Source organism: Streptomyces sp. CB02009, assembly GCF_001905825.1.
Taxonomy (GTDB): Bacteria; Actinomycetota; Actinomycetes; order Streptomycetales; family Streptomycetaceae; genus Streptomyces.
This window is the reverse complement of sequence record NZ_LIVV01000011.1, coordinates 238,587-264,896: the sequence shown is the minus strand read 5'-3', so window position 1 is coordinate 264,896 and position 26,310 is coordinate 238,587. Positions and strand designations below refer to the sequence as shown.

Genomic DNA, 26,310 nt, shown 5'->3' with positions numbered 1-26,310 from the left:
CTCCCCCACCACGATCCCACCCTGATCGGAGCAGACGTTGCACCCCAGCAGAATCACGGCGGCCGTGGCTGCCCTGGCGCTCTCGGCGAGCCTCGCGACCGCCCTCGCCGGCACCGCCACCGCCACCGCGGCCCCGCAGGCGCAGCCCGTACCCCCGGGCCACGGCAGGTCCCTCGCGCTCGCCGCCGCCGACGGCGCCGCGGCCAGCGGCCTCGACGAGCTCCGGCACGGCGCCGACGAGGACCTCGTCCGGACCTCCGTCACCCCCTGGTCGAACGGCCTGTACTACGCCTCGTACGAGCGCACCTACCGCGGCCTCCCGGTCGTCGGCGGTGACGCGGTCGTCGTCTCCGACAGCTCCGGCAAGGTCCGCGAGGTCACCGGCGCCCCGGCACCGGCCATCAAGCTCTCCACCCGGGCGACGGTGACCGCCGCCGCGGCCCTCGCCACCGCCCGCGGGCAGCTGGCCTCGGTGGAGAGCGCGAGCGCCCCCGAGCTGACCGTCCTCCTCAAGGGCGGCAAGGCCGTGCTGACCTGGCACACCCTGGTCGTCGGCCGGACCGCGCAGGACGCCCCGAGCTCCCTCGACACCTTCGTCGACGCCCGTACCGGCTCCGTCGCCCGCGCCACCGACAAGATCCTGCACGCCGACGGCCGCGGCTACCACAACGGCAACGTCACCATCGACACCGCCGCGAGCTCCATGACCGACACCAGCCGCGGCGGCTTCAAGTGCGGCGGGCAGAACGGCAGCGCGTACACGGGCTCCTCGCCCTGGGGCAACAACGGCGCCAACGACCTGGTGACCGCCTGCGTCGACATCATGTACGCGGCGCAGAAGGAACACTCCATGCTCAAGGAGTGGTTCGGCTACAACGGCCAGAACGGCCAGGGCGGCATGGTCCCGGCCCGCGCCGGACTCTCCGAGGTCAACGCCTACTACGACGGCACGAAGACGACCTACGGGCGGGCCCAGACCGGCTCGAACCAGCTCACCGGCATCGACGTCGTGGCGCACGAGTACGGCCACGAGATCTTCGACCGGACCCCGGGCAGCGCCGGCTCCTCCAACGAGAACGGCGGGCTCAACGAGTCCACCGGCGACATCTTCGGCGCGCTCACCGAGCACTACGCCAACAACCCGAACGACACCCCGGACTACACGGTCGGCGAGAAGGTCAACTTCTTCGGCGACGGCAAGCCGATCCGGAACATGTACAACCCCTCGCTGGTCGGCAACGACCCCAACTGCTACCCGCAGTTGAACTCGGGCACCGAGGTGCACGCGGCGGCCGGACCGCAGAACCACTGGTTCTACCTGCTCGCCGAGGGCTCCAACCCGGGCGGCGGCAAGCCCAGCAGCCCCATATGTTCCGGCGGTCCGTCCTCCGTGACCGGCATCGGCATCCAGAAGGCCGGCAAGATATTCATGGGCGCGCTGCTCATGAAGACCTCCTCCTGGAACCACCTGGCCGCCCGCAAGGCCACCCTGACCAGCGCCAAGAACACCTACGGCAGCACCGAGTGCAACGCGGTGAAGGCGGCCTGGAACGCGATCGGCGTCCCCGCCCAGTCCGGTGAGACCGACTGCGGCGGCACCACCACCCCGGACTTCTCGCTCGCCCTGAACCCGTCCTCGGGCTCGGTCCAGGCCGGTGCCTCCGTCACCTCCACGGTCAACACCAGCACCACCGGCGGCAGCGCGCAGACCGTCCAGCTCTCCGCGAGCGGCGCCCCGAGCGGTGTCACGGTCTCCTTCAGCCCGGCGTCGGTGACCTCCGGCAACGCGTCGACGATGACCGTGCAGGTCGCGGCGGGCACGGCCAACGGCACCTACCCGATCACCGTCACCGGTACGGGCTCCGCCACCCACACCGTCACCTACCAGCTGTCGGTCGGCACCACGACCCCGCCCACCGGCTGCGCCAATGCCGAGCACACCTACCAGGGCAGCCTGACCTCCGGCCAGACCGCGGTCCAGCCCGACGGCTCCTACTACTACTCGGCGACCTCCGGCACCCACGTGGGCTGCCTGCGCGGCCCGGCCGGCAAGGACTACGACCTCTACCTGCAGAAGTGGAACGGCGCGGGCTGGGTCGACGTCGCCGTCGGCGGCACCGCCACGGCCGACGAGAACACCAGCTACTCCGGCACCGCCGGCTACTACCGGTACATCGTCCACGCGTACAGCGGCTCCGGCGCGTACACGCTGGGCCTGAGCGCCCCGTAACGGGGGGCGGGGTGCCGTCGCGGACCAGGGGGTTCCGCGGCGGCGGTCCGGAGCCGGGCGGCCGAATGTCCCACGGCCGCCCGGCTCTTCCCGTGAGTCGGCCGCCCGGCTCCTTCCGCGAGTCGGCCGCCCCGGTCCGCCCGGTGCCCGCACCCGAGCCGGTTCCTCGGGTCAGCCGACCTCGGCGAGCACGAACCCCGCCTTGTCCGGGCCCGCGTCGGCGATCCGCCCGCCGTCCGGGCCCCAGGCGCCGGCGGCGCCGCAGCCCACGCCGTCCTCGTTGGCCCCGAGGACGTTGCCGAGCACCACGTACAGGCCGAAGTCCCTGGCCCGTACCGGATACACCGTCTCGAACGAGTCGTTGTCCGCGCCCAGCACCGAACTCGCCAGGTACACCGCGCACGTGTCGGCGGCGGCGCGCTCCGCGAGATCGGGGAAGCGGTTGTCGTAGCAGGTGGCCGTGGCGAACCGGATCCCGTCGAGGGTGAACCGCCCGTCGGCGGTGCCCGGCGCGAAGACCTCCCGCTCGATCCCGTACAGACGCTGCTTGTCGTACCGGGCGAGGAGCTCGCCCTCCGGCCCCACGACCAGCGTCGTGACCGCGGGCCGGCCGTCCGCCGTCCGCACCGGCCCGTTGACGACGGCCGCCGCCGAGACGGCGCGGCAGGCCTCCCGCACGGGCTCCAGGCGGGCGTCGTCCTCGGTGAGGACCAGGTCGGGGGTGTCCCGGATCAGGGTCGGCTCGTACCCGCTGAGGCAGAGCTCGGCGAAGACGACGACACGGGCGCCCTCGGCGCCGGCGGCCCGGACCATGTCGGCGACGGTCCGCACATTGGCGGCGATGTCCCCGGCGACCGGGGCGAACTGGGTGGCTGCGACGATCATGCCCCCATCATCCCGCCCGCCCGCAGCCCCCGTCGGCGGGGTCGCCGCACCCGCCAGCCACTCCCGCTAGCCGCGGTCCCCGGGCGCCGGGTTCCCGGCCCCGCCGCCGAGCGGCCCGGCCTCGCCGCCGTGCAGCAGCCGCAGGAAGTCGCGGAACGCGGCCGGCATGTCCACCGCCGCCGGGTCCAGGAGCCACTGGTACTGGAGCCCGTCCATCACCGCCGTCAGGAGCGGCGCCGCGCGCTCGGGACTCAGCCCGCTCGGCAGCCGGTCGCCGAACTCCAGGCGCAGCACCTGCGCCATGTTCGTCCGCACCAGCGCGTACCGCTCGGTGAAGAACTCCCGGGCCGGGTGCCCGTCCGTCACGCTCTCGCCGAGCAGCGCGGAGAAGGTCTGCACGATGCCGGGCCGCATCGCGTTGTACTCGACGAGCGATTCGAGCAGGTCGAGGCGCCAGCCCTCGCGGTCCCGGCCGCCGCTCGTGTCCCAGCGGTCGCGCTCCTCCAGGACGGCGACGAGCAGCGCCTCCTTCGTCGGGAAGTAGTGCAGCAGTCCCTGCTGGGTGAGCCCGACGCGCTCGGCGACGGAGCCGAGGGTGGCACCCCGGTAGCCGCGCTCGGCGATCACTTCGAGGGCCGCGCGCAGGATGTCCGCCCGCCGCTCCTCGCTCCTGGCCCGCACCATCGCCGTGGCCCCTCTCCGCTCGTCGTTCCGACAGGACCGTACCCCGTCCATAAGATAACGAAGAGATAACATCACCTACCGATCTACAGGTAAGTGGGTGCACGATGGCGCCATCGGGGTCATCGGTACGTCAACGAGGAGGTACGGCCATGACGGAGACCAGCGCGGACACGGCACGGGCAGCGGCGGACGCCGCACGGGAAGAGGCCGTCGAGGCGGCGCTCGCCAAGCTCGACCTGGACACGAAGACCCGGCTGCTCGGCGGCCAGGACATGTGGTCCCTGCCCGCCCTGCCGGAGATCGGACTCGCGTCCCTGGTCATGTCCGACGGCCCCATCGGCGTCCGCGGCGTCCGCTGGACCGCCGACGACCCGTCCGTCGCCCTGCCCTCCCCGACCGCGCTCGCCGCGGCCTGGGACCCGGCCCTCGCCCGCCGCGCCGGCCGCCTCCTCGCCCAGGAGGCCCGCCGCAAGAGCGTCCACGTCCTGCTCGCGCCCACGGTGAACCTGCACCGCACCCCGCTCGGCGGCCGCCACTTCGAGGCCTACAGCGAGGACCCCTTCCTCACCGGCGCCGTCGGCACGGGCTACGTCCAGGGCGTCCAGGATGGCGGCGTCGGCACCACCGTCAAGCACTTCGTCGCCAACGACGCCGAGACCGACCGCTTCACCGTCGACAACAGGATCGCCCCGCGCCCCCTCCGCGAGCTCTACCTCGCCCCCTTCGAGGCCATCGTCGAGAACGCCCACCCCTGGGGCATCATGACCGCCTACAACCAGGTCAACGGCGTGACCATGACCGAGAACCACCACCTCGTGAACGAGGTCCTGCGCGGCGAGTGGGGCTTCGACGGCTGCAACGTCTCCGACTGGATGGCCGCCCGCTCCACCACCGGCGACATCGAGGGCGGCCTCGACGTCGCCATGCCCGGCCCGCGGACCGTCTACGGCGAGGCGCTCGCCGCCGCCGTCCGCGCCGGCGAGGTCGAGGAGTCCGCGGTCGACGCCGCCGTACGCAACGTCCTGCGGCTCGCCGCCCGCGTCGGTGTCCTCGAAGGCGCCCCGCCGGTCGTCACCGAACCCCCGGCCGACCTCGACGGCGACGCGCTCGCCCGCGAGGTCGCCCGCCGCGGCTTCGTCCTCGTCCGCAACGAGAACGGCGCGCTGCCCCTCGCCCCCGGGACGACCGTCGCCCTCTCCGGCGCCGCCGCCCGCGACGCCCGCGTCCTCGGCGGAGGCTCCGCCCAGGTCTTCCCCGAGCACGTCGTCTCCCCGCTGGCCGGCCTCACCGCCGCCCTGGCGGCCGGACCCGACGGGGGAGCGGTCACCTTCACCGTCGGCGCCGACCCCAGCGACGAACTCACCCCCGCCGGCTCCACCTCGACGGGCTTCACCCTGCGCGCCCGCTGCCGCGACGCCTCCGGCACCGTGCTCGGCGAGGGCTCCCTGCCCAACGGCCAGGTCCAGTGGATCGGCGACGACCTCCCGGCCGGCGTCACCCACGAGGCCCTCGCCTCCGTCGAGGTCGTCGGCACCTTCACCCCGCGCGAGTCCGGCGAGCACTCCTTCGGCACCCGCGGCCTCGGCGCCTACACCCTCGCCATCGGCGGCGAGACCCTCTACGAGGGCGTCCAGGCCATGGGCCCCGAGACCGACCCCTTCGAGGCCTTCTTCGGCTCCCCGGTCGAGCGCGCCAAGGTCGTGCTCACCGCGGGCGAGACCGTCGAGGTCTCCCTGCTCCACACCCTCGACAAGGACTTCGCGGCCCCGCTGCCGGCCGTCATGTTCTCCTTCGTCCACCTCGGTCCGCGCCGGGACCCCGACGAACTGATCGCCGAAGCCGTCGAGGCGGCCCGCGCCGCCGACACCGCCGTCGTGGTCGTCGCCACCACCGAACGCGTCGAGTCCGAGGGCTTCGACCGCAAGGACCTCGCCCTCCCCGGCCGCCAGGACGACCTCGTCCGGGCCGTCGCCGCCGCCAACCCGAACACCGTCGTCGTGGTCAACGCGGGATCCCCGGTCGAACTGCCCTGGCGCGAGGACGTGGCCGCGGTCCTGCTCAGCTGGTTCCCCGGCCAGGAGGGCGGCGCCGCCCTCGCCGACGTCCTCACCGGCGCCGAGGAGCCCGGCGGCCGCCTCCCCACCACCTGGCCCGTCGCCCTCGCCGACGTCCCCGTCACCGAGACCACCCCCACCGAGGGGGAACTCGACTACGCCGAGGGCGTGTTCATCGGCTACCGGGCCTGGGACAAGGCCGGCGCCGTCCCCGCGTACGCCTTCGGCCACGGCCTCGGCTACACGACCTGGTCGTACGACGCCCTGACGGCCGGCCCCGGCACCGCGACCGTCCGGCTCACCAACACCGGCGACCGCGCCGGACGCGAGGTCGTCCAGGTCTACCTGGCCCCCGTGGACGACTCCGCGGAGCGCCCCGCCCGCTGGCTGGCCGGCTTCGCCAACGTGGAGGCGAGCCCCGGCGAGACCGTCGAGGCCACGATCGAACTGCCCCGCCGCGCCTTCGAGATCTGGGACGAGGAGAAGGGCGACTGGACCCTCGTCGCCGGAACCTACGAGGTCCTGGCGGCGCACTCCCTCACCGACGCCCGCCTGACCACCACCGTCGAGATCTGACGGCGGAGGTCCTCACGACCGGCCCCGGGGCGGCACCTGACAACCGCCCCGGGGCCCTCACTCCGCCGTGATCCGCCGGTACGCGAGCTCCGCGAGCCGCGCCTGCCCGTCCCGGCTCGGATGGAAGAAGTCCCAGGGGCTCAACTGGCCGGTGTCGAAACGGAAACCGAAGACCGCCCCGCCGTCGTACCGGCAGCGCTCGTCCTTCGCGCACACCTCCGCGAGCACCCGATTGTACGCGACCACCCGGTCCTGCACCTCGGCGCGGCGCCGCTCCGCCGCGGCGCTCAGGTCCGTCGCGTCCGCCAGCATCGCGCCGCAGACCCCCAGCTTCCACACCTCAAGACCCATCGGGCTGACCCGCCCCGTGGACCACAGATGCATCAGGGACGGCACGCTCGCCACGTACACCTGCGCCTTCGGCGCGCCCTTCCGCAGCCGGGCGAGCGCCGTCTCGAAGTGCGTCCGGAAGTCGTCGACCGGGGTCATCAGGTCGGGGGTGGCCCGGCAGGCGTCGTTCGCGCCCATCATCACCGTGACCAGCTCGGGGCGTTCGGCGGCCGCCACCGCCATCTGCTCCGGGAGCTCCGCCATCCGCGCCCCGGTCCGCGCCAGGTTCCAGCTGCGGGTGGCGACCTTCTCGGGGCCGAGCAGGCGCAGCGCGAGGCTGTTCACGGCGGTGTCCGTACCCGTCGCCCAGGAGGACTCGGGGCAGTCCGCGAGGATCGCGCAGGCGTCGAAGGCGCGGGTGACGGAGTCGCCGACGGCGGCGACGGAGGCGGGGGAGGCGTCCCACAGCGAGGTGGGCTTCGGGGCCGGTTCCGGTGCCGCCTTCGGCGCCGTCGGTGCCGGCGGTGCCGTTCTCGGAGCGGCCCCCGCCTCCGGGGTCTTCTCCGTGGGCTCCCCGGCGGTGCAGCCGGACAGGGCTCCCGCGCACAGCAGCGCCGCCGTCGCGGTGGCGACAGCCGTACGAATTCCGCGTCGGCCGCGCATCCCCGGCCCCTCCTTCGGCGTCCTGGCGGGTGAAAGCTTCATGTTCTCCCGCCCCCGGACCGACCGTACGTCACACCGATGACGGTGCGGCACGGTAGCTTTTCCCCCGTCGAACCAGAGGCACCTTTGCCGACCGGCTCCGGTAAATTACATCACGTCACATCCTGTCCCCTTTTTTAGGGTTTGTGACCTTTTGCTCCTGATGCTGTTTACTGAGGCCGCTGGGAAAGGCGAACCTCGTCCCACACTGGAGGTCCCGGTGACGACACGTGGAGTCCTGTACGTACACTCCGCACCGCGCGCGCTGTGCCCGCACGTCGAATGGGCGGTCGCGGGCGTCCTCGGTGCGAGGGTCCAGCTCGACTGGATCCGTCAGCCGGCTTCCCCCGGCACCTGGAGAGCCGAGTTCTCCTGGCAGGGCCGTACCGGCACCGCCTCCGAACTCGCCTCCGCACTGCGCGGCTGGCAGATGCTCCGCTTCGAGGTCACCGCGGAGCCCTGCCCCACGGCCGAGGGCGAGCGCTACAGCGCCACCCCCGACCTGGGCATCTTCCATGCCGTCACCGGCATGCACGGGGACATCCTGGTCCCCGAGGACCGGCTGAGGGCCGCACTCGCCCGCTCCGCGCAGGGCGAGACCCAGCTGGAGGCCGAGATCGCCCGGCTGCTCGGCAAGCCCTGGGACGACGAACTGGAGCCCTTCCGGTACGCCGGCGAGGGTGCCCCCGTCCGCTGGCTGCACCAGGTCGTCTGACCCGCCGTCACGGCCCGCCACCGGGGTCGCCGCCCGACCGCGGCCCCCGGTCCCTTCGGCGCGCCCCGGACCGGGCAGGAGAACGTGAAGGAGGCCCACCCCCGGCAAGGGGGTGGGCCTCCGTCATGCGTCCGGGACGCGCGGTCAGACCGTGCGGAACGCCAGGACCACGTTGTGGCCGCCGAAGCCGAAGCTGTTGTTGATCGCGGCGATCGTGCCCTGCGGGAGTGCGCGGGGCTCGTCGCGGACGATGTCGGCGTCGACCTCCGGGTCCAGCTCGTCGACGTTGATCGTCGGCGGGGCCAGGCGGTGGTGGAGGGCCAGGACCGTCGCGACGGTCTCGATGCCGCCGGCACCGCCGAGGAGGTGGCCGGTCATCGACTTCGTCGCGGAGATCGCGACGTGGTCCAGGTCGTCGCCCAGGATCTTCCGCAGCGCCTTGATCTCGGCGACGTCGCCCTGCGGCGTCGACGTGGCGTGCGCGTTGAGGTGGACGACCTCGGACGGCTTGAGGTCCGTCGCGTCGAGCAGGTTCTGCATCGCGGCGGCGATGCCCCGGCCGGTCGGCTCGGGCTGCGCGATGTGGTGGCTGTCGGCCGACAGGCCCTGGCCGAGGACCTCGCAGTAGACGCGGGCGCCACGGGCCTTCGCGTGCTCCTCGGACTCCAGGATCACGACGCCGGCGCCCTCGCCGAGCACGAAGCCGTCGCGGCCGGTGTCGTAGGGACGCGAGGCCTTCGTCGGCTCGTCGTTGCTCTTGGACATCGCCATCATGTTGGCGAAGGCGGCGATCGGCAGAGGGTGGATCGCGGCCTCGGTACCGCCGGCGACGACCACGTCGGCACGGCCGGTACGGATCATCTCGACGGCGTAGCCGATCGCCTCGGCACCCGACGCGCACGCGGAGACCGGGGTGTGGACGCCCGCCCGGGCGTTCACCTCGAGGCCCACGTTCGCGGAGGGGCTGTTGGGCATGAGCATGGGCACGGTGTGCGGGGAGACGCGGCGGACGCCCTTCTCCTTCAGCACGTCGTACTGGTCGAGCAGAGTCGTTACGCCACCGATGCCGGAGGCGATGACCGACCCGAGCCGCTCGGGCGTGACGGACGCGTCCTCGCCGGCGGGGGCGGTGTAGCCCGCGTCGGCCCAGGCCTCACGGGCCGCGATCAGCGCGAACTGCGCCGAGCGGTCCAGCTTGCGGGCGAGCGGGCGGGGCAGGACGTCACCGGGGTCGACGGCGGCGGTCGCGGCGATCTGCACGGGCAGTTCGGCGAAGCGCTCGCCCTCGAGGGGCCTGACGCCGGAGCGCCCCGCGAGAAGACCTTCCCAGGTCGACGCGGAGTCGCCACCCAGCGGTGTGGTTGCGCCGATACCGGTGACGACCACGGTGCGATTGGTCGAGCTCACAGGAATTCGTTCTCCATGTGTGTGATGGTCGGAATACGGCGCCACCGCCGGGTGGCGGACCGAGTCAGCGAGGGCCGAATCAGGCCTGGTGCTTCAGGATGTAGTCGGCAGCGTCGCCAACCGTCTTGAGGTTCTTGACGTCCTCGTCCGGGATCTTGACGTCGAAGCGCTCTTCGGCGGCGACGACGACCTCGACCATGGAGAGCGAGTCGACGTCCAGGTCGTCGGTGAAGGACTTGTCCAGCTGGACGTCCTCGACCGGGATGCCGGCGATCTCGTTGACGATCTCGGCGAGGCCTTCGACGATCTGGTCCTGGGTGGCGGCCATGGTGGCGCTCCTTCTTGTGATTACTTGTGAAAAGGCTTCCGGGAGAACCGGAGTGCCTAGGGGAGGGTAACGACCGTCGCGGCGAAGACGAGACCCGCCCCGAAACCGATGATGAGGGCCGTGTCGCCGCTCTTCGCCTTGCCGGTCGCCAGGAGTCGTTCCATGGCGAGCGGAATCGAGGCCGCGGACGTGTTGCCGGTGGTCTCGACGTCACGGGCGACCGTGACGTGCTCCGGCAGCTTCAGCGTCTTCACCATCGAGTCGATGATCCGCATGTTCGCCTGGTGCGGGATGAAGACGTCCAGGTCGTCCGGCGCGATGCCGGCGGCGTCCAGCGCCTGCTGGGCGACCTTCGCCATCTCGAAGACGGCCCAGCGGAAGACCGCCTGACCCTCCTGAGTGATGGCGGGGAACTTGATCTCGCCGCTGCTGTCGAGCGGCAGGTTCGAGACGTCGCCCACGTGGAACTCGTTCCACGGCACGGTCTGCTTGATCGTCTCGGACTTGTCGCCCTCGGAACCCCAGACGGTGGGGCCGATGTGCGGCTCGTCGGAGGGGCCGACGACCACGGCACCGGCGCCGTCGCCGAACAGGAAGGCCGTCGCGCGGTCCTCCAGGTCCGTCAGGTCGCTGAGCCGCTCGACACCGATGACGAGCACGTACTCGGCGGAGCCCTCGACGACCATGCCCTTGGCGAGGGTCAGGCCGTAGCCGAAGCCCGCGCAGCCGGCGGAGATGTCGAACGCGGCCGGCTTGCCGGCGCCGATCCTGTCGGCGATCTCGGTGGCGACGGCCGGGGTCTGCTTGAAGTGCGAGACCGTGGAGACGATCACGGCGCCGATCTGCTCGGGGGTGATCCCGGCGTCGGCGATGGCCTTGCCCGAGGCCTCCACCGACATGGCGGCGACGGTCTCCTCGGGGGAGGCCCAGTGGCGGGTGGCGATACCGGAGCGCGAGCGGATCCACTCGTCGGACGAGTCGATCTTCTCGAGGATCACCTCGTTCGGCACGACCCGGGTGGGGCGGTAGCCGCCGACACCGAGGATCCGTGCGTACGGGGCGCCCTTGCTGGGCTTGATCTTCGACATGCTTCTCGACACTCCTTGTCAGACGGCCGCGTGCTCAGCGATGAGCGTACGGGCCGCGTCGAGGTCGTCGGGAGTCTTGAGGGCGACCGTGGACACGCCCGGCAGGGCGCGCTTGGCGATGCCGGTCAGGGTGCCGCCGGGGCACACCTCGATCAGCGCGGTCGCGCCGAGCGCCTGGAAGGTCTCCATGCACAGGTCCCAGCGGACCGGGTTCGCGACCTGGCCGACCAGCCGGGCCACGACCTCGGCGCCGTCGGTGACGACCTGGCCGTCCTTGTTCGAGACGTAGCGGGTGGCCGGGGCGGCCGGGGACAGCTCCTTCGCCGCCGCCTCCAGCTTCGCCACGGCCGGGGCCATGTGGTGCGTGTGGAAGGCACCGGCGACCTTGAGCGCGACGACCCGGCGGACACCCTCGGGCTTGTCCGCCTCCAGGGCGGCCAGCTGCTCCATGGTGCCGGCGGCCACGATCTGGCCCGCGCCGTTCACGTTGGCCGCGGTCAGGCCGAGCTTCTCCAGGTGCGGGACGGTGACCTCGGGGTCGCCGCCGAGCAGCGCGGACATGCCGGTCTCGGTGATCGCGGCGGCCTCGGCCATCGCGAGCCCCCGGGTCCGGACGAGACGCAGCGCGGCGGTGTCGTCGAGGACGCCCGCGAACGCGGCGGCGGTGAACTCGCCGACGCTGTGACCGGCGACGACGCCGGGGGTCACGGTGCCGAGGGCGGCCGCGGACAGCAGGCCGGCGGCGACGAGGAGCGGCTGGGCCACGGCGGTGTCACGGATCTCGTCCGCGTCCGCCTTCGTGCCGTAGTGGGCGAGGTCGAGCCCGATGGCGTCCGACCAGGCCGCGATGCGGTCGGCGGCGCCGGGGAGTTCGAGCCAGGGAGTCAGGAAGCCGGGCGTCTGGGCGCCTTGGCCGGGAGCGACGAGTACGAGCACCCTCACACTCTCTCTTGCGGACGGCTCCGAGCGCCCGTGGGGACAGGGACGAAGAACCGTCGGGGGAATTGTTGGTGTTCGACAAAAGTCTAGGACTGCGGATCTCCGTCGGCCAAGCGTCCGAGAATGAGCGCGATCCGCAGAGTGAACGCGGAGCGGACATCAGAGGGTGACCAGCCGGTGACGTCGGTCACACGTCGAAGCCGGTAGCGCACGGTGTTGGGGTGTACGAACAACATCCGGGCCGCGCCTTCCAGGCTGCTGGCCTGCTCGAGATAGACACTGAGAGTTTCGAGCAGCGCCGATCCCGCCTCCTCCAGCGGTCTGTAGATCTCCTCCACCAGCTGCTCGCGCGCCGAAGGGTCCGACGCGATGGCGCGCTCCGGCAGGAGATCGTCCGCGAGGACCGGGCGCGGGGCGTCCTGCCAGGCCGAGCAGGCCTTCAGGCCCGCGGCGGCGGCCTGCGCGGAGCGCGTGGCGGCCAACAGGTCGGGGACCACGGGGCCCGCGACGACCGGGCCCGCCGCGTACGGACCGATCAGGGCCTTGGCCACGGCCAGCGGGTTGTCGTTGCCGCCGGCGATGACGACCAGCCGGTTGCCGAGGACACCGGTGAGGACCTGGAGCTTGGCGTGCCGGGCCGCGCGGCGGATCGCCTCCACGGTCAGCTCGCTGTCGCCGTCGGGGGCCGTGCCGAGGATCACGCACACGTGGTCCGGGGAGTTCCAGCCGAGCGCCGCGGCCCGCGAGACCGCGCCCTCGTCGGCCTCGCCGGACAGGACCGCGTTCACCACGAGAGATTCCAGGCGCGCGTCCCAGGCGCCCCGGGCCTCGGCGGCCTGCGCGTACACCTGGGCGGTCGCGAAGGCGATCTCCCGGGCGTAGACGAGGAGCGCCTCGCGGAGGATGGACTCGTCGCCGGGGGCGGCGACCTCCTCGATCGCCGTCTCCATGACCTCGATGGTGGTGCGCACCATCTCGACGGTCTGCCGCAGGGTGATCGCGCGGGTCAGCTCGCGGGGCGCGGTGCCGAAGACGTCCGTCGAGATGGCCTGCGGGGTCTCCGGGTGCCGGAACCACTCGGTGAACGCGGCGATGCCGGCCTGGGCGACCAGACCGATCCACGACCGGTTCTCGGGCGGCATCGCCCGGTACCACGGCAGCGTCTCGTCCATGCGGGCAATGGCGTTGGCGGCGAGCCGCCCGGAGGACTGTTCGAGGCGCTTCAGGGTCGCGGCGTGCGGGTGAGGGGCGTTCGTGGGTTCTGGCACGGGGACAAGACTGCCTTATCGGGACGGCAGCGTGCGGGGTCGGGGCGGGTTCGACTCCGGCGGGGGGCCGGGTGCGCGCGGGGCGGCCGCACTACCGTGGGCCCCGTGATACGCATCCAGCGCGCGGGGGAGCGGTACCCCGGGGGCGACCCGGCCGCCGGGATCGAGACCCGGCACGCCCTGTCCTTCGGGCCGCACTACGACCCCGACAACCTCCGCTTCGGCGCCCTCCTCGCCTGCAACGAGGAGCGGCTCGCACCGGGCGCGGGCTTCGACGAGCATCCGCACAGCCACACCGAGATCGTCACCTGGGTCGTCGAGGGGGAGCTCACCCACCACGACACGGCCGGCCACACCACGGTCGTCCGCCCCGGCGACCTCCAGCGGCTCAGCTCCGCGGGCGGAGTCCGGCACGTGGAGCGCAACGACGCCGACGTGCCGCTCGTCTTCGTGCAGATGTGGCTCGCACCGCTCTCGCCCGGCGGGGAGCCCTCGTACGAGGTGGTGCGCGGGCTGGGGGAGCCCTACGACCTCCCGGCGGCGGACGCGCGGCTCCACGTCCGCCGGCTCGCGGCGGGCGAGAGCGTCGCCGTACCGGCCGCCGACTTCGCGTACGCCCACGTCGTACGCGGCACGGTCCGGCTGGACGAGGAGCCGCTGCACCCCGGCGACGCCGCCCGGATCACCGACGCCGGGGGACACACCCTCGTCGCCACGACCGGTGCGGAGCTCCTGATCTGGGAGATGCGGGACTGGCGCAAGGCCCTCGGCTGAGCGCACCCGGGCCACCCGGGCCACCCGGGCCACCCGGGCCACCCGGGCCACCCGGGCCGGCCGGGCCGAGCACTCCCTGCCCGAGCGGCCCCCGGCCGGTCCTTCAGGCGAGCGCGCTCTTCTTCTTCCACTGCTCCCAGCTCAGGTTCCACGCCCCGTAGCCGTTGCCCTCGTCGACCGTGCCCTTGGTCTCCCTGCCGGTGATCTCGAAGGGGTCGCCGACGTTCACGGCGCCGTAGAAGGAGGCGGCGTCCGCGTCGCTCATGCCGATGCAGCCCGAGCTCTTGTTGGCGTTGCCGAAGTACGGCGCGTTCCACGGGGCCGCGTGCGCGTACATGCCCGACCAGGTCAGCCGCATCGAGTAGTCGACCATCTTGTCGTAGGCGTCCCCGAGGCCGACCGTCTCCGAGTTCATGTTGATGGTGCCCTCCTTCGCCATCAGCACGGCCGTGCCCCGCCAGGACCGCTTGTCACCGCCCGGGGTGCCGCCGGAGACCGGGATCGTGCGGACCGTGCGGCCCTCCTTGCTCAGGGTCAGCTGGTGGCGGTCCAGGTCGACCTTGACGATCTGCGCCGCACCGATCGTGAAGCCGGTGCGGTAGTCCCGTACGAACCAACCACCGCCCGAGTCGGTGCCGTTCAGGTTCGCCTCCAGGGTGACCTTCGTCCCCGGCTTCCAGTACGTACGGGGGCGCCAGTCCGCCCTGTCCCGGCCCGAGTAGTCCTTGACCCAGCCCCAGGAACCCTCGGTCGCGTTCGAGGTGGTCACCTTCAACTGCCTCTCCACGTCCGCCTTCTTCGTCACCGGCAGGTCGAAGACGATCGAGAGGGGGTGGGCGATGCCGACGGTGGTGTTCTTGCCGGGCGCGAGGGTCAGCTTGTTGACCTTGTCCGCCTCGGCCGTCGTGAAGGAGGACCGGGTGGTCGACTCCTTGCCGTCGGCCGTGCGCGAGGTGACCTCCACGGTGTACGCGGTGCCCGGCGCCGCCTTGCGGTCCGAGACCCAGCGGGTGCCGCCCGCCGCCGCGCGCCCCGCGAGCGAACCGCCGTCCGCGTCCACGACCTTCACCTCGGAGATCGTGCCGCCCGTCGCGGTGACCGTCACCGGGACACCGGCCGCCGGGTCCACGACCGTCACCTTCGCCGGCGGGGCCTTCGCCCCGTCCGCCGCGGGGGCCCCGCCACCCCCGGGACCGCTCGCCGCCTGAGCCGAGCAGGCCGTCAGGGAGACGGTCAGCGCGACGGCCGCGAGAACGGGACGGGGCGTGCGTATGCGCAGCACGGGATACCTCCGCAGTGATGAGGAGCGAGTGGGATGTTTCGGACTGTAGGTCGCTCCCCGCTTCGAAGGAGGGGCCCGGGGCCCGTATGACAAGGGCTGCGGCACAACGGTCATCGTCCGGTCACATACGACGCGCGACTCCGTCGAATTCGGCTGTGAGCCTGCTGTGCGCCCCACCACCGAGGGGCGGAACAAGGAGGCTCCCGTTGTGTCAGCCCTGCTCGTGACGGCCGCACCCACCGAGCGCCGCGCCCTGCGGCTCGGCCCCGTGACCCCCGAGGTCTACCGCGCCTTCCTCGCGTCCCGCTCCGGTGCGGGCGGGCCCAGCTTCCTCCAGGTCCCCGCCTGGGCCCGGGTGAAGGACGGCTGGCAGCACCAACTGATCGGCTGGGGGCCGGAGTCCGGTGAACTGACCGGCGTCGCCCTGGTCCTCCTGCGGCCGTTCCCCGGCACCCGCAAGTACTTCGCCTACCTGCCCGAGGGCCCCGTCGCCGACTGGGCCGACGCCGACATCGACGGCTGGCTCGGACCGCTCCTCGGCCATCTCCGCTCCTGCGGCGCCTTCGCCGTACGCATCGGCCCCGGGCCCGCCTACCGGCGGTGGAACGCCGCCACCGTCAAGGCCGCCGCCGGCCCCGGCCGACGGCTCTCCGACGTCCTCGCCGACGAGGTCGACCCGCTGGGGACCGCCGTCGCCGAACGGCTCCGCGCCCGCGGCTGGCGCCGCTGCGGCGGCGAGTCGGAGGACGGCGCCGACGCGCAGCCCCGGCACGTCTTCCAGGTGCCGCTCGCCGGGCGCACCTCCGACGACCTGTGGACCGGCCTCAACCAGGAATGGCGGCGCAACGTCCGCAAGGCCCGCAAGTCCGGGGTCGAGATCACCGTCGGATCCGCCGCCGACCTCCCCGAGTTCTACCGGCTGCTCCGCATCACGGAGGAGCGCGACGGCTTCCGGCTCGGCCGCTCCCTCGCCTACTACGAGCGCCAGTACGCCGTCCTCAACGCCGAGCACCCCGGCCGGATGAAGCTCTACCTGGCCCGCCACGAGGGCGAGATCCTCGCCGCCCACACCATGGTCACCGTCGGCGGACGCGTCTGGTACCAGACCGGAGCCTCCGCCGACCACCGCCGCGAGGTCCGGCCCTCCAACGCCCTGCAGTGGCGCATGATGCTCGACGCCCACGCGCTCGGCGCCGCCGTCTACGACCTGCGCGGGGTACCCTCCACCCTCGACCCGGGCGACCGTGCCCACGGGCTGCTCCGCTGGAAGCTCGGCACGGGCGGACAGGTCGTCGAGACGCTGGGGGAGTGGGAGACACCGATGCAGGGCACGACCAACCACGCGCTGTTCCGCGCGTTCCAGGCGTACCTGGCCCGCCGATGACGGCCACGCTCACCGCGGAGAGGCCCGGGAGGGGCCGGGCGAAGGCCAAGCCGTCCGCGCTGCGCAGCGGCGCGCTCATGGCCGCGGGCTCGCTCGTCTCCCGCGCCACCGGCTTCGTCCGCGCCGCCGTCGTCGCCGCGGCGCTCGGCGCGGCCGCCGTCGCCGACGGCTACGCGGTCGGCAACACCGTCCCCACCATCATCTACACCCTCCTCCTCGGCGGCGCCCTCAACGCCGTCTTCGTCCCCGAGCTGGTCAAGGCCGCCAAGGAGCACGAGGACGGCGGAGTCGCCTACACCGACCGGCTGCTCACCCTCTGCGCGCTCGCCCTCGTCGTGCTCACGGCCGGCGCCGTGCTCGCCGCGCCCCTGATCGTCGACACGTACACCGACTACACCGGCGAGCAGCGGGAGATGACCCTCGCCTTCGCGCGCGCGTGCCTGCCGCAGATCTTCTTCCTCGGTCTCTTCACCCTGCTCGGACAGGTCCTCAACGCGCGGGGCCGCTTCGGCGCCATGATGTGGACGCCCGTCCTCAACAACGTGGTCGTCGTCTCCGTCTTCGCCCTGTTCCTCGTGGTCAGCGACGGCGGCGCCCTCACCCCCGGGGAGACCGCCCTGCTCGGCTGGGGCACCACCGCCGGCATCGTGCTCCAGGCGCTCGCCCTCGTACCCTCGCTGCGCGCCGCCCGCTTCCGCTGGCGGCCCCGCTTCGACTGGCGCGGCAGCGGCCTCGCCACACCGCTGCGCTCGGCCGGCTGGCTGGTCCTGCTCGTCCTCACCAACCAGGGCGCGTACTGGGTGACCACCCTGCTCGCCACCTCGGCGGGCGGCACCGTCAGCGGCGGCGGCCTCGCCGCGTACAACAACGCCTATCTGCTGTGGACCGTCCCGCACGGCATCATCACGGTCTCCCTCGTCACCGCGCTGCTGCCGCGGATGAGCGCGGCCGCCGCCGACGGCGACCTCGCCGGGGTCCGCCGGGACGTCTCGTACGCCCTGCGGACCAGCCAGGCCGCGGTCGTCCCGGCGGCCTGCGCCCTCCTCGCGCTCGCCGTGCCGCTGATGACGGTCGTCTTCCGGTACGGGGCGACCACCGGCGACGACATCCGCGCGATGTCGTGGATCCTGATGGCCTTCGCCCCCGGCCTCGTCGCCCTCTCCGGGCAGTACGTGTGCAACCGCGCCTTCTACGCGCTGCGGGACACCCGTACCCCGTTCCTGCTCAACCTGGTGATCGCCGGACTCAACGCGGGGCTGTCGTTCGCCGCCTACCGCCTCCTGCCCACCGAGTGGGCCGTCGCCGGCATGGCCGCCGGGTACACGCTCGCCCTCTGGGCGGGCTGGGGCCTCACGGCGTACGTGCTGAGGAGGCGGCTCAAGGGGGCGGGTCCGGCCTCCGGGACCGGCCCGGCCTCCGGCGGCGCGGCGGCTCCGGTTTCGGGGGCCCCGGGTGCTCCGGCCTCCGTCGACCTGGGGGCGCCGGTCTCCGGCGGTTCCCTCTCCGCGCTCGCGCGGCTGCTGTCCGCCGCCGTCCCCGCCGCCGGCTACGGGCTCCTCGTCACCGACCTCACCGGTCCCGCCGGGGCCGTCCCCTCCGGGATCGCCGGCGCGCTGACCGTCCTCACCGTCTTCGCCGTCCTCGCCCGGCCCCTCCGGCTCACCGAGGTCCAGTCCCTCATCGGGGCCGGGACCGGCCGGCTGCGCGGCCTCACCCACCGCACCTGAGACACCCCTCCGGCAGGAGGGGCCCTTCGACCTTGGATACTTCACAGATGCCCCGCGTGCTCCTGATAGAAGACGACCCCTCCGTCCGTGAAGGCGTCGAGCTCGGGCTCCGGCGTCGCGGGCACGAGGTGCGCACCGCCGCCACCGGGGAGGCCGGCCTCGACGCGCTCGCGGAGTTCCGGCCGGATCTGCTGCTGCTCGACCTCATGCTCCCCGGCATCAACGGCGTCCAGGTCTGCCGCCGGGTCCGGGAGCGCAGCCAGCTGCCGATCATCATGCTGACCGCCCGCGGCGACGACTTCGACGTCGTCATCGGTCTGGAGGCCGGCGCCGACGACTACATCGTCAAGCCCGCGCGCACCGAGGTGATCGAGGCGCGCATACGGGCCGTGCTGCGCCGCATCGAGGAGCCGGCCGGCGGCCGGGCCGCCGTCGAGTTCCACGGGGAGCTGGCCATCGACCGGGCCGGTCTCACCGTCGCCAAGGCGGGCGAGCGGATAGCCCTCGCCCCGTCCGAGCTGAAGCTGCTGCTCCATCTCACGGCCGCGCCCGAGCAGGTCTTCAGCCGGCAGCAGCTCCTCGAACACGTGTGGGAGCACAGCTACCACGGGGACGCCCGACTGGTCGACGCCTGCGTCCGCCGGCTGCGGAACAAGATCGAGGACGCCCCGGGCGACCCCCGCTACATCCAGACCCTGCGCGGCTTCGGCTACCGCTTCGGTCCGCTGGGACCGCAGTGAAGGCCTGCGTCACCCCGGACGAGGTCACCGGGGACGAGGTCACCGGGGACGGGGGGCCCCGCGGTCGCACCGGTCAGGACGGTCACGGGGCGGCGGGGCGCGGGCGCGCCTCCCGCCACGGGGGCCGCAGCCCGCGGCTGCGGCCGCACCCCTTCGGGCTCCGCACCCGGCTCGTCCTCGCGTTCCTGCTCGTCGCCGCCGTCGGCTGCGGCACCACCGCCGCCCTCACCTACCGGGCCGCCCGCAACGCCATCCTGGAGCAGACCCAGAACACCGCGGTCTCCGCCTTCCGCGAGCAGGTCGACGCGCTCGGCATCACCCTGCCCATCGAGCCCGAGATGCTGCGGGACTCGCTCAGGCTCGTCGCCCGCCAGGGCAAGCCCCGCACCTGGCGCGTCTACGCCGAGTACGGCACCCTCCGCGTCTCCTCCACCGACCGGCCCACCTCCTCCGTCATCACCCCGGAGCTGCGGGCCCGCGCCGCCGACGACGAGGCCGTCCCGCACGGCAGTTTCCAGCGGGTGGTCAAGAACGGCACCCCGTACCTCACCATGGCCGTCCCCGCCGTCTTCTTCGCCCGCTCGCCCGACGGCCCGCCGCAGCGCACCGGTCTCGTGTTCTACGCCGTCATGGAGCTGAACGAGGAGGAGGCCAACGTCGAGGCGATGGTCACCGCCGCCCGCGACGGCGCCCTGCCCGCGCTCGCCATCGCCCTGATCCCCGCCCTGATCGCCGCGCGCGGCGTGCTCAGGCCGGTACGGGAGCTGCGCCACGCGGCCCACAGCATGGGCCGCGGCCGGCTCGACACCCGTATCCACGCCAAGGGCAGCGACGAACTCGCCGATCTCGCCCGGACGTTCAACGAGTCGGCCGCCGAGCTGGAACGTTCCGTCGCGGAACTCCGCAACGCCGAGGCCCGCGCCCGCCGCTTCGCCTCCGACGTCTCGCACGAACTCCGCACCCCGCTCGCCGGCATGCTCGCCGTCACGGAGGTCCTCGACGAGGACGCGGGGAGCCTCGACAGCGACACCGCCCGCGCGGTCCGCCTGATCAGCGCCGAAACCGGGAAGCTCGCCGTGCTCGTCGAAGACCTCATGGAGATCTCCCGCTTCGACGCCCGCGCCGCCGAACTGCACACCGACGAGGTCGACGCCGCCGACTGCGTCCGCAAGACCCTCCAGCACCGGTACTGGACCGACCCGGCGCAGGTCGTCCCGCACCTGGCGGAGGGGATCAGGGCCCGGCTGGACCCGCGCCGCTTCGACGTGGTCGTCGCCAACCTCGTCGGGAACGCGCTGCGGCACGGCGGGGCGCCGGTGACGGTCCGGCTCCGGGCGGAGGGGGACCAGCTCGTGACGGAGGTCGCCGACCGGGGCCCGGGCATCCACCCGGACGTCCTGCCGCACGTGTTCGACCGCTTCTACAAGGCCGACCAGGCCCGTACCCGCTCGGCGGGCAGCGGCCTCGGCCTCGCGATCACCCTGGAGAACGTACGGCTCCACGGAGGCACGGTCACGGCCGCCAACGACCCCGAGGGCGGGGCCGTCTTCACCGTGCGGATGCCGCTGTGAACACCCGGGAGGCCACCGCCGCGCACGGCCGGCGAGCCGGTGGGGCCGCGAAGCGCCGCAGCGCGGCCGCCGTCGCCCTGCTCGCCCTGCTGGCGCCGCCCGCGCTGGCCGGCTGCGGCATACAGAAGACCGACGTCGTCGAGGCGGGCGCGGCGGCGACGCTCCATGTCGCGCCGCCGACGCCCGGGGAACGGATCGTGCTCTACTTCGTCGGCCCCGACGGCCGGTCGATGCCGGTGGCCCGCGACCTCGGCCGGCCCTTCCCGGAGACCACGAACACGCCCCCGCCGGAGGGCTCGGGCGAGCACGTCCCGACCGACATCTTCGGTCCCGGCTACGAGATCTCCCGCGACGACCTGAACCGCGGCGGGATCGTCACCGACAAGATCCTCGCCATGCTCCTCGCCGGCCCCAGGGAGAACGAGAGGGCGGCGGGCATCACCACCGCCCTGCCCGAGGCGAAGGGGGAGACCCCGACCCTGCTGCAGGCCTCGAAGAGGAACGCTCCGCCGGGGAACCCGGACCGCCGGCTGGTCTGGGTCCGTACGCCCTTCCCCGTCAAGAACCTTTCGGAGGCGGCCGTCCGCCAGCTGATCTGCACGACCGCCTTCGCGGAGGACGCGGAAGGCCTGGTCGAGGTGTCGCTCAACGGCCCGGACGGGGCCCTGCCCACCGCCCGCTGCGACGGCTAGCCGCTCTCGCGGACAGACGCGCCTCAGGCCGTCCGCAGGTCGGCGAGGACCGCGTCGGTGAACGGCGGCCAGGCCTCGACCGCCCACGCGCCGAAGGGCCGGTCGGTCAGCGCCACGCACGCGGCACGCGCGTCCGGGTCGATCCACAGGAACGTGCCGGACTGCCCGAAGTGCCCGAAGGCGCGCGGGGAGGACAGGGCACCCGTCCAGTGCGGGGACTTGCCGTCGCGGATCTCGAAGCCGAGGCCCCAGTCGTTGGGGCGCTGGTGCCCGTAACCGGGCAGGATGCCGGTCAGACCGGGGTACGCGACGCTCATCGCCTCCAGGACGGTGCGCGGGTCGAGCAGCCGCGGCGCCTGTACCTCCGCGGCGAACCGCACCAGGTCGTCCACGGTCGAGACGCCGTCCTTGGCGGGCGAGCCCTCCAGCGACGTCGACGTCATGCCCAGCGGCTCCAGGACCGCCTGGTGCAGGTACTCGGCGAAGGGGATGTCCGTCGCCTTGGCGAGATGGTCGCCGAGGGCCTCGAAACCGGTGTTGGAGTAGATCCGGCGGGTGCCCGGCGCGGCCATGACCCGGTTCTCGTCGAACGCGAGCCCCGAGGTGTGGGCGAGGAGATGGCGAACGGTCGCGCCCTCGGGCCCGGCCGGCTCGTCGAGGTCGAGCGCCCCCTCCTCGTACGCGACGAGGACGGCGTACGCCGCGAGCGGCTTGGTGACGGAGGCGAGCGGGAAGCGCTGCCCGGTGGGGCCGTACGACCCGGCCAGGGTGCCGTCCGCGCGGACCACGGCGGCCGCCGCGGTGGGAACGGGCCAGTTCTCGATCGACGCCAGGCTCGGCACGCTGCTCTCCATGGGGCCGAGCCTACTTGCTTCGAGTGCACTCCAACGTTTTAGCGTGGGGGTCATGAGCGTGATGGCGAGCACGAGCACGACGACCGGCACGACGACGAGCACCGGCACGGGCGGCACCCGGATCCCCCGGGCCTTCTACACGATCAGCGAGGTCGCGGCCCTGACCGGGCTCACCGCCCACACCCTGCGCTGGTACGAGCGGATCGGACTCATGTCGCACGTCGACCGCTCGCACACCGGCCAGCGCCGTTTCACCGAGCGCGACCTCGGCTGGCTCGCCTTCGTCGGCAAGCTGCGGCTGACCGGCATGCCGGTCGCCGACATGGTCCGGTACGCGGAACTCGTCCGCGAGGGGGACCACACCCGCGACGAACGCCGGGAACTCCTGGAGGCCACCCGGCGCGACGTCCTCTCCCGGATCACCGAACTCCAGGACACGCTCGCCGTGCTCGACATCAAGATCAGTCACTACGGGACCACATGCGGAGGAACGTCTTCATGACCAGCGCGACCAGGATCGACACCGTACGGCTCGGCGGCCAGGACGGACCCGCGATCGGCGTCCAGGGCTTCGGCGCCATGGGCATCAGCGAGTTCTACGGCGACACCGACGAGACCGCCGCCCGCGACACCCTCGACGCCGCCCTGGAGGCCGGCGTCACCCTGATCGACACCGCCGACGCCTACGGCAACGGCGCCAACGAGCGGTTCCTCGCCCCGTTCCTCGCCGCCCACCGCGACGAGGTCACCCTCGCCACCAAGTTCGCCCTGGAGCGGCGCGCCGACGACCCCTCCTACCGGGGCATCCGCAACGACCCCGCGTACATCAGGACCGCCGTCGAGGGCAGCCTGAGCCGCCTCGGCATCGAGACCATCGACCTCTACTACATGCACCGCCGCGACCCGGAGGTCCCGCTCGCCGAGTCCGTCGGCACGATGGCCGAACTCGTCCGTGAGGGCAAGGTCAAGCACCTCGGCCTCAGCGAGGTCACCGGGCCCGAACTGCGCGAGGCGCACGCCGTCCACCCGATCGCCGCCCTCCAGTCGGAGTGGTCGCTCTTCTCCCGGGACGTGGAGCGCAGCGCCGTCGGCGCCGCCGCCGAACTCGGCGTCACGGTGGTGCCGTACTCGCCGCTCGGCCGCGGCTTCCTCACCGGATCCTTCGCCGACGCCGCCAAGGACCTGACGGGCGGCGACTTCCGCCGGCAGCAGCCCCGGTTCACCGGCGAGAACGCGGAGCGGAACGCCGCCCTGCTCGACCCGGTCCGCAAGATCGCCGCCGCGCACGGCGCGACCCCGGCGCAGATCGCCCTCGCCTGGGTGCAGCAGCGGGCCTCCGTGCACGGGCTGACGGTCGTCCCGATCCCCGGCACCCGCAAGCGCTCCCGCCTGCAGGAGAACGCCGCCGCCACCCGGATCACCCTCACCGGCGCCGAACTCGCCGAACTCGAGCCGATCGCCGGCCTGGTGGCGGGCGACCGCTACCCGGACATGCGCTTCACGGCGGTGTCGCGCGAGGCCTGAGGGCCTGCCTCCCGAGGGCCTGCCGACGTGTCGCGCGTGGCCTGAGGGCCTCCGCGTCAGGCGAGCCGCGGGGGTGCGCGTCAGGCGAGCCGCCGGGGCGCGTGTCACGCGAGTCCCAGGGCGAAGACCGCGAATCCCGCCGCGAGCAGCCCCGCGAGGGTCCGCCGGCCCGGGCCGGTGCCCGCCCACGGCGACTCGAACCCGCGCGCGTACCGCCCGATCAGGACGAGCAGTCCGGCGAAGACCGGCATCCACGCCAGCCGTGCCAGGATCCAGCCGACCGAGTCCGGTGCGCCGACCAGACCCGGGACCTCCCCGAGGTACGAGGCGGGGACGGCCGCGGCGAGCATCGCCGTCTGGTGCCAGCACAGGATCGTCATCGCCGAGAGGTTGACGACCACGACCGGTGCCCACAGCGCGGGCCGCTTCAGGAGCCTCCCGAGCCGGTCCCTGAGCAGGATCGCGGCGCCGCTCTGGGCGGCGGCCAGGGCGAGGACGAGCAGCGACGGCGGGTGGGAGTTGGTGCGGGCCTCGCCGGGGACGCCGACCATCGAGGTCGGGTAGCCGAAGGCGAGCAGCAGGGCGGCGAAGAGCGCGGCCCCGCCGATCAGCAGTCCCCAGGCGTGCCGCCGGGTGACCCGGCCCTCGCCCCAGGAGACGCCGAGCTGATAGGCGAAGAGCCAGCCGGGCAGGATGTTGAGGAGGCTCAGCCAGGACGGTACGGCGTCGGCGTAGGGGCCGTACCGCAGGAAGTCGACGACGGCCACCGAGCCGAGCAGCGGGGCCGCGGCCCACACCCCGAGGCGGCGGGCGGCCCGCACGCACAGCGGGGTGAGCGCGGTGACCACCGTGTACACCCCGACGAACCACAGCGGCTGGATCACCAGCGTGGACGCGGTCCGCAGGGTGTCCACGGGCACGTCGAACCCGAAGTGCAGCACGGGCAGCAGCGCCGCCCAGACGGCGGTGACACCGAGGACGGGACGACCCAGCCGCGCGAGCCGCCCGCCGAGCCACGCGCGCGTGGAGCCCTTTCTGCGCCGGTACGAGAGGACGGAGGCGTAGCCGCCGACCAGGAAGAAGATCCCCAGCATCTGGAGGACCCAGCTGACCGGCGCCAGGCCCGCGAACGTGCCCAGCGGGCTGGCGTTGTGAAGGGCCCCGTCGGAGGAGAGCGTGAAGCCGCCGAGCAGCCAGTGTCCGGTGGGCACGGCCAGCAGGGCCAGGGCGCGCAGCCCGTCGATCGCCCGGTCGCGGTGGGCGGGGGTGCCCGACTCGATCGTCCGGGCCGTGCGGCGGGCCATGGTCGCGAGGGAGCTCATCGGGCGTCTCCTTCGGTGCGGGCGCCGGCGGTGGTGAGGGCGGAGCGGTCCACGGTGCCGACCGCTCCGTCGGCGATCGCGGCGAAGGCGCGCAGCGAGGAGGTGCCCGGCGCGAAGTAGCCGCCGTGGCCGACCGCGTCGTCGGCCGCGATCCGGCGGGCCCCGAAGGCCGGTCCGGTGGGGTCGGCGCCGTGCCCGAGGTCCCCGACCTCGACGTTCGGGACGCGGTCGATCCAGTCGGTGGGATCCTTCGCCGCCCAGACGCGGGCCGTGGTGCCGAGCTCGTTCACGTTCTCCGCGCGCATCCCGGGGGAGCCGAGGACCACCAGGTCCTTGGCCTTCAGATCGCGGGCGGCCAGGCCGCAGACGACGGAGCCGTAGCTGTGGCAGAACAGGGACGGCTCGGGCGCCCCGACCGCCGCGAGACCGTCCGCGAAGCGGGTGAGCCGGTCCGCCCCGGCCTCGGCGAGCCGGCCGGTGGCCGCGTCCAGACCGACGCCGACGGGGGTGGTGTACCCGGCCCAGGCGACGACCGCCGTGTCCCCGCCGGCGGCCTGCCGCAGCGAGACCGCCATGTCGGTGAGCGGCCGTACGCGGCCCGCGTCGACGTCCGAGCCGGGCACGATCACCGCGACGTGCTCGGCCCGCGCCAGATCGCCGTACACCAGGGCCACCTGGCCCCGGCCGCGCGTGTCGTGGGCGAGGACCCGCGCCCCGCCGAACGCCCCGTGCGTGGTGCGGGCGTTGGCCTCGTACCGCAGCTCCAGCGGCGCCCCGTCGAGGTTCCCGACGACCGTCGGGTGCGTCCGGGCCAGCTCCCGCTGCCGTGCGGGGCTCAGGCCGGCGAAGAACCGCGCCACCCCGGCCGGGTCCATCCGCTCCGGGTCCGGCAGCCCGGCGGCCCGCCACTCCGCCGTACCGACCGGTGCCCCGGTGACGGCCTCCTGGCTGTCACCGGACGCCCAGCCGGCCGTCCCGCCGACCGCGGCGGCCACCAGGGCCGCGGTGGTCAGGGTCCTCGAAATACGGCGCATGGGGTCGCCCTCCCTCTCCGGTACTCGCTCGTTCGCTGGCGAGAGGAAGGTAGGAAGACGACGGGTGACGGCACGTCACACCGGGGAGCCAACTCCCCCTTGATACCGGGGTAGGGGGTGGAGGAGCAGGCAACACCAGGCGGGGGGTGGGGTTTTCCCCCGGGGGACAGCCACCCGGGGGCGGGGTCGCGCCGGGAGCA

23 protein-coding genes are annotated in these 26,310 nt (G+C 73.3%); 11 read left to right on the top strand and 12 right to left on the bottom strand.

Going from position 1 to position 26,310, the window contains the following annotated elements; all coding sequences use genetic code 11:
- The first annotated feature begins 64 nt into the window (after positions 1–64).
- Complete coding sequence (locus tag AMK27_RS35935) at positions 65–2,230, top strand: M4 family metallopeptidase (protein WP_073917747.1); 2,166 nt, start codon at positions 65–67, stop codon at positions 2,228–2,230.
- A gap of 171 nt (positions 2,231–2,401) precedes the next feature.
- Here the strand turns inward: AMK27_RS35935 and AMK27_RS35930 are convergent, their stop codons facing one another.
- Together AMK27_RS35930 and AMK27_RS35925 are read right to left on the bottom strand one after the other, a co-directional pair.
- Entirely contained in the window at positions 2,402–3,115 is a 714-nt protein-coding gene (locus tag AMK27_RS35930; RefSeq protein WP_073917745.1) for a carbon-nitrogen hydrolase family protein, read from the bottom strand.
- Positions 3,116–3,181: 66 nt separating this feature from the next.
- Entirely contained in the window at positions 3,182–3,799 is a 618-nt protein-coding gene (locus AMK27_RS35925; protein WP_073917743.1) for a TetR/AcrR family transcriptional regulator, read from the bottom strand.
- Between the two features lie 149 nt (positions 3,800–3,948).
- Between AMK27_RS35925 and AMK27_RS35920 the strand changes: the two genes are divergently transcribed.
- Complete coding sequence (locus AMK27_RS35920) at positions 3,949–6,429, top strand: beta-glucosidase (protein WP_073917741.1); 2,481 nt, start codon at positions 3,949–3,951, stop codon at positions 6,427–6,429.
- A gap of 57 nt (positions 6,430–6,486) precedes the next feature.
- On the opposite strand, the gene AMK27_RS35915 is transcribed toward AMK27_RS35920, so the two are convergent.
- Positions 6,487–7,422, bottom strand: coding sequence for an SGNH/GDSL hydrolase family protein (locus AMK27_RS35915; protein WP_079188701.1), 936 nt, complete (start codon positions 7,420–7,422; stop codon positions 6,487–6,489).
- A gap of 259 nt (positions 7,423–7,681) precedes the next feature.
- Here AMK27_RS35915 and AMK27_RS35910 point away from each other — a divergent pair, with 259 nt between their 5' ends.
- On the top strand, positions 7,682–8,176 hold the full coding sequence (locus AMK27_RS35910) for a DUF3145 domain-containing protein (protein ID WP_030321864.1): 495 nt from the start codon (positions 7,682–7,684) through the stop codon (positions 8,174–8,176).
- A gap of 144 nt (positions 8,177–8,320) precedes the next feature.
- Here the strand turns inward: AMK27_RS35910 and fabF are convergent, their stop codons facing one another.
- The 5 genes from fabF to AMK27_RS35885 all read right to left on the bottom strand — a co-directional run bounded on the left by fabF (position 8,321) and on the right by AMK27_RS35885 (position 13,206).
- Positions 8,321–9,583 (bottom strand): beta-ketoacyl-ACP synthase II, encoded by a 1,263-nt coding sequence (gene fabF / locus AMK27_RS35905; protein ID WP_073917739.1) that lies wholly within the window; start codon positions 9,581–9,583, stop codon positions 8,321–8,323.
- Positions 9,584–9,662: 79 nt separating this feature from the next.
- Positions 9,663–9,911: an acyl carrier protein gene (locus AMK27_RS35900; protein WP_015033413.1), complete on the bottom strand. Its 249-nt coding sequence runs from the start codon at positions 9,909–9,911 to the stop codon at positions 9,663–9,665.
- A 56-nt stretch (positions 9,912–9,967) separates the two neighbouring features.
- Complete coding sequence (locus AMK27_RS35895) at positions 9,968–10,999, bottom strand: ketoacyl-ACP synthase III (protein WP_073917737.1); 1,032 nt, start codon at positions 10,997–10,999, stop codon at positions 9,968–9,970.
- A gap of 18 nt (positions 11,000–11,017) precedes the next feature.
- The gene (locus tag AMK27_RS35890) at positions 11,018–11,935 is read right to left on the bottom strand and encodes an ACP S-malonyltransferase (protein WP_073917734.1); all 918 of its coding nucleotides are present in this window, start codon (positions 11,933–11,935) and stop codon (positions 11,018–11,020) included.
- Positions 11,936–12,024: 89 nt separating this feature from the next.
- Positions 12,025–13,206: a PucR family transcriptional regulator gene (locus AMK27_RS35885; protein ID WP_073917732.1), complete on the bottom strand. Its 1,182-nt coding sequence runs from the start codon at positions 13,204–13,206 to the stop codon at positions 12,025–12,027.
- A 105-nt stretch (positions 13,207–13,311) separates the two neighbouring features.
- Here AMK27_RS35885 and AMK27_RS35880 point away from each other — a divergent pair, with 105 nt between their 5' ends.
- Positions 13,312–13,980 carry a pirin family protein gene (locus AMK27_RS35880; protein ID WP_073917953.1) on the top strand — a complete coding sequence of 223 codons (669 nt, stop codon included), beginning with the start codon at positions 13,312–13,314 and terminating at the stop codon, positions 13,978–13,980.
- Between the two features lie 103 nt (positions 13,981–14,083).
- Here the strand turns inward: AMK27_RS35880 and AMK27_RS35875 are convergent, their stop codons facing one another.
- Positions 14,084–15,262 carry a L,D-transpeptidase gene (locus AMK27_RS35875; protein WP_073917730.1) on the bottom strand — a complete coding sequence of 393 codons (1,179 nt, stop codon included), beginning with the start codon at positions 15,260–15,262 and terminating at the stop codon, positions 14,084–14,086.
- Positions 15,263–15,470: 208 nt separating this feature from the next.
- Here AMK27_RS35875 and AMK27_RS35870 point away from each other — a divergent pair, with 208 nt between their 5' ends.
- Genes AMK27_RS35870 through AMK27_RS35850 form a run of 5 tightly spaced genes read left to right on the top strand, consistent with a single transcriptional unit; the run spans position 15,471 to position 21,376 of the window.
- A complete protein-coding gene (locus tag AMK27_RS35870; RefSeq protein WP_073917728.1) occupies positions 15,471–16,646 on the top strand; it encodes a lipid II:glycine glycyltransferase FemX in 1,176 nt (391 codons plus the stop codon).
- The gene (gene murJ / locus AMK27_RS35865) at positions 16,643–18,373 is read left to right on the top strand and encodes a murein biosynthesis integral membrane protein MurJ (protein WP_073917726.1); all 1,731 of its coding nucleotides are present in this window, start codon (positions 16,643–16,645) and stop codon (positions 18,371–18,373) included. The genes AMK27_RS35870 and murJ overlap by 4 nt, the downstream gene beginning before the upstream one ends.
- Before the next feature lie 47 nt (positions 18,374–18,420).
- The gene (locus tag AMK27_RS35860) at positions 18,421–19,113 is read left to right on the top strand and encodes a response regulator transcription factor (RefSeq protein WP_073917724.1); all 693 of its coding nucleotides are present in this window, start codon (positions 18,421–18,423) and stop codon (positions 19,111–19,113) included.
- On the top strand, positions 19,110–20,684 hold the full coding sequence (locus tag AMK27_RS35855) for a sensor histidine kinase (protein ID WP_073917722.1): 1,575 nt from the start codon (positions 19,110–19,112) through the stop codon (positions 20,682–20,684). The genes AMK27_RS35860 and AMK27_RS35855 overlap by 4 nt, the downstream gene beginning before the upstream one ends.
- The gene (locus AMK27_RS35850) at positions 20,681–21,376 is read left to right on the top strand and encodes a hypothetical protein (protein WP_073917720.1); all 696 of its coding nucleotides are present in this window, start codon (positions 20,681–20,683) and stop codon (positions 21,374–21,376) included. The genes AMK27_RS35855 and AMK27_RS35850 overlap by 4 nt, the downstream gene beginning before the upstream one ends.
- 23 nt (positions 21,377–21,399) lie before the next feature.
- Here the strand turns inward: AMK27_RS35850 and AMK27_RS35845 are convergent, their stop codons facing one another.
- Positions 21,400–22,230, bottom strand: a complete 831-nt coding sequence (locus AMK27_RS35845) for a serine hydrolase domain-containing protein (RefSeq protein ID WP_073917718.1) — start codon at positions 22,228–22,230, stop codon at positions 21,400–21,402.
- Positions 22,231–22,282: 52 nt separating this feature from the next.
- On the opposite strand from AMK27_RS35845, the gene AMK27_RS35840 reads away from it, so the two are divergent.
- A complete protein-coding gene (locus tag AMK27_RS35840) occupies positions 22,283–22,732 on the top strand; it encodes a MerR family transcriptional regulator (protein ID WP_073917716.1) in 450 nt (149 codons plus the stop codon).
- Positions 22,729–23,754 (top strand): aldo/keto reductase, encoded by a 1,026-nt coding sequence (locus tag AMK27_RS35835; protein WP_073917714.1) that lies wholly within the window; start codon positions 22,729–22,731, stop codon positions 23,752–23,754. Before AMK27_RS35840 ends, AMK27_RS35835 begins: the two co-directional genes overlap by 4 nt.
- A 104-nt stretch (positions 23,755–23,858) precedes the next feature.
- On the opposite strand, the gene AMK27_RS35830 is transcribed toward AMK27_RS35835, so the two are convergent.
- Positions 23,859–25,076 (bottom strand): acyltransferase family protein, encoded by a 1,218-nt coding sequence (locus tag AMK27_RS35830; protein WP_073917712.1) that lies wholly within the window; start codon positions 25,074–25,076, stop codon positions 23,859–23,861.
- Entirely contained in the window at positions 25,073–26,110 is a 1,038-nt protein-coding gene (locus AMK27_RS35825) for an alpha/beta hydrolase (protein WP_073917709.1), read from the bottom strand. The genes AMK27_RS35830 and AMK27_RS35825 overlap by 4 nt, the downstream gene beginning before the upstream one ends.
- Positions 26,111–26,310: the final 200 nt, after the last annotated feature.

What these genes read in the sequence shown, in the direction of transcription:
- AMK27_RS35930 (WP_073917745.1), bottom strand. Translation starts at nt 3,115, where the DNA reads ATGATCGTCGCAGCCACCCAGTTCGCCCCGGTCGCCGGGGACATCGCC.
- AMK27_RS35925 (WP_073917743.1), bottom strand. Translation starts at nt 3,799, where the DNA reads ATGGTGCGGGCCAGGAGCGAGGAGCGGCGGGCGGACATCCTGCGCGCG.
- AMK27_RS35920 (WP_073917741.1), top strand. Translation starts at nt 3,949, where the DNA reads ATGACGGAGACCAGCGCGGACACGGCACGGGCAGCGGCGGACGCCGCA.
- AMK27_RS35915 (WP_079188701.1), bottom strand. Translation starts at nt 7,422, where the DNA reads ATGCGCGGCCGACGCGGAATTCGTACGGCTGTCGCCACCGCGACGGCG.
- AMK27_RS35900 (WP_015033413.1), bottom strand. Translation starts at nt 9,911, where the DNA reads ATGGCCGCCACCCAGGACCAGATCGTCGAAGGCCTCGCCGAGATCGTC.
- AMK27_RS35895 (WP_073917737.1), bottom strand. Translation starts at nt 10,999, where the DNA reads ATGTCGAAGATCAAGCCCAGCAAGGGCGCCCCGTACGCACGGATCCTC.
- murJ (WP_073917726.1), top strand. Translation starts at nt 16,643, where the DNA reads ATGACGGCCACGCTCACCGCGGAGAGGCCCGGGAGGGGCCGGGCGAAG.
- AMK27_RS35860 (WP_073917724.1), top strand. Translation starts at nt 18,421, where the DNA reads ATGCCCCGCGTGCTCCTGATAGAAGACGACCCCTCCGTCCGTGAAGGC.
- AMK27_RS35845 (WP_073917718.1), bottom strand. Translation starts at nt 22,230, where the DNA reads ATGGAGAGCAGCGTGCCGAGCCTGGCGTCGATCGAGAACTGGCCCGTT.
- AMK27_RS35840 (WP_073917716.1), top strand. Translation starts at nt 22,283, where the DNA reads ATGAGCGTGATGGCGAGCACGAGCACGACGACCGGCACGACGACGAGC.
- AMK27_RS35835 (WP_073917714.1), top strand. Translation starts at nt 22,729, where the DNA reads ATGACCAGCGCGACCAGGATCGACACCGTACGGCTCGGCGGCCAGGAC.
- AMK27_RS35830 (WP_073917712.1), bottom strand. Translation starts at nt 25,076, where the DNA reads ATGAGCTCCCTCGCGACCATGGCCCGCCGCACGGCCCGGACGATCGAG.
- AMK27_RS35825 (WP_073917709.1), bottom strand. Translation starts at nt 26,110, where the DNA reads ATGCGCCGTATTTCGAGGACCCTGACCACCGCGGCCCTGGTGGCCGCC.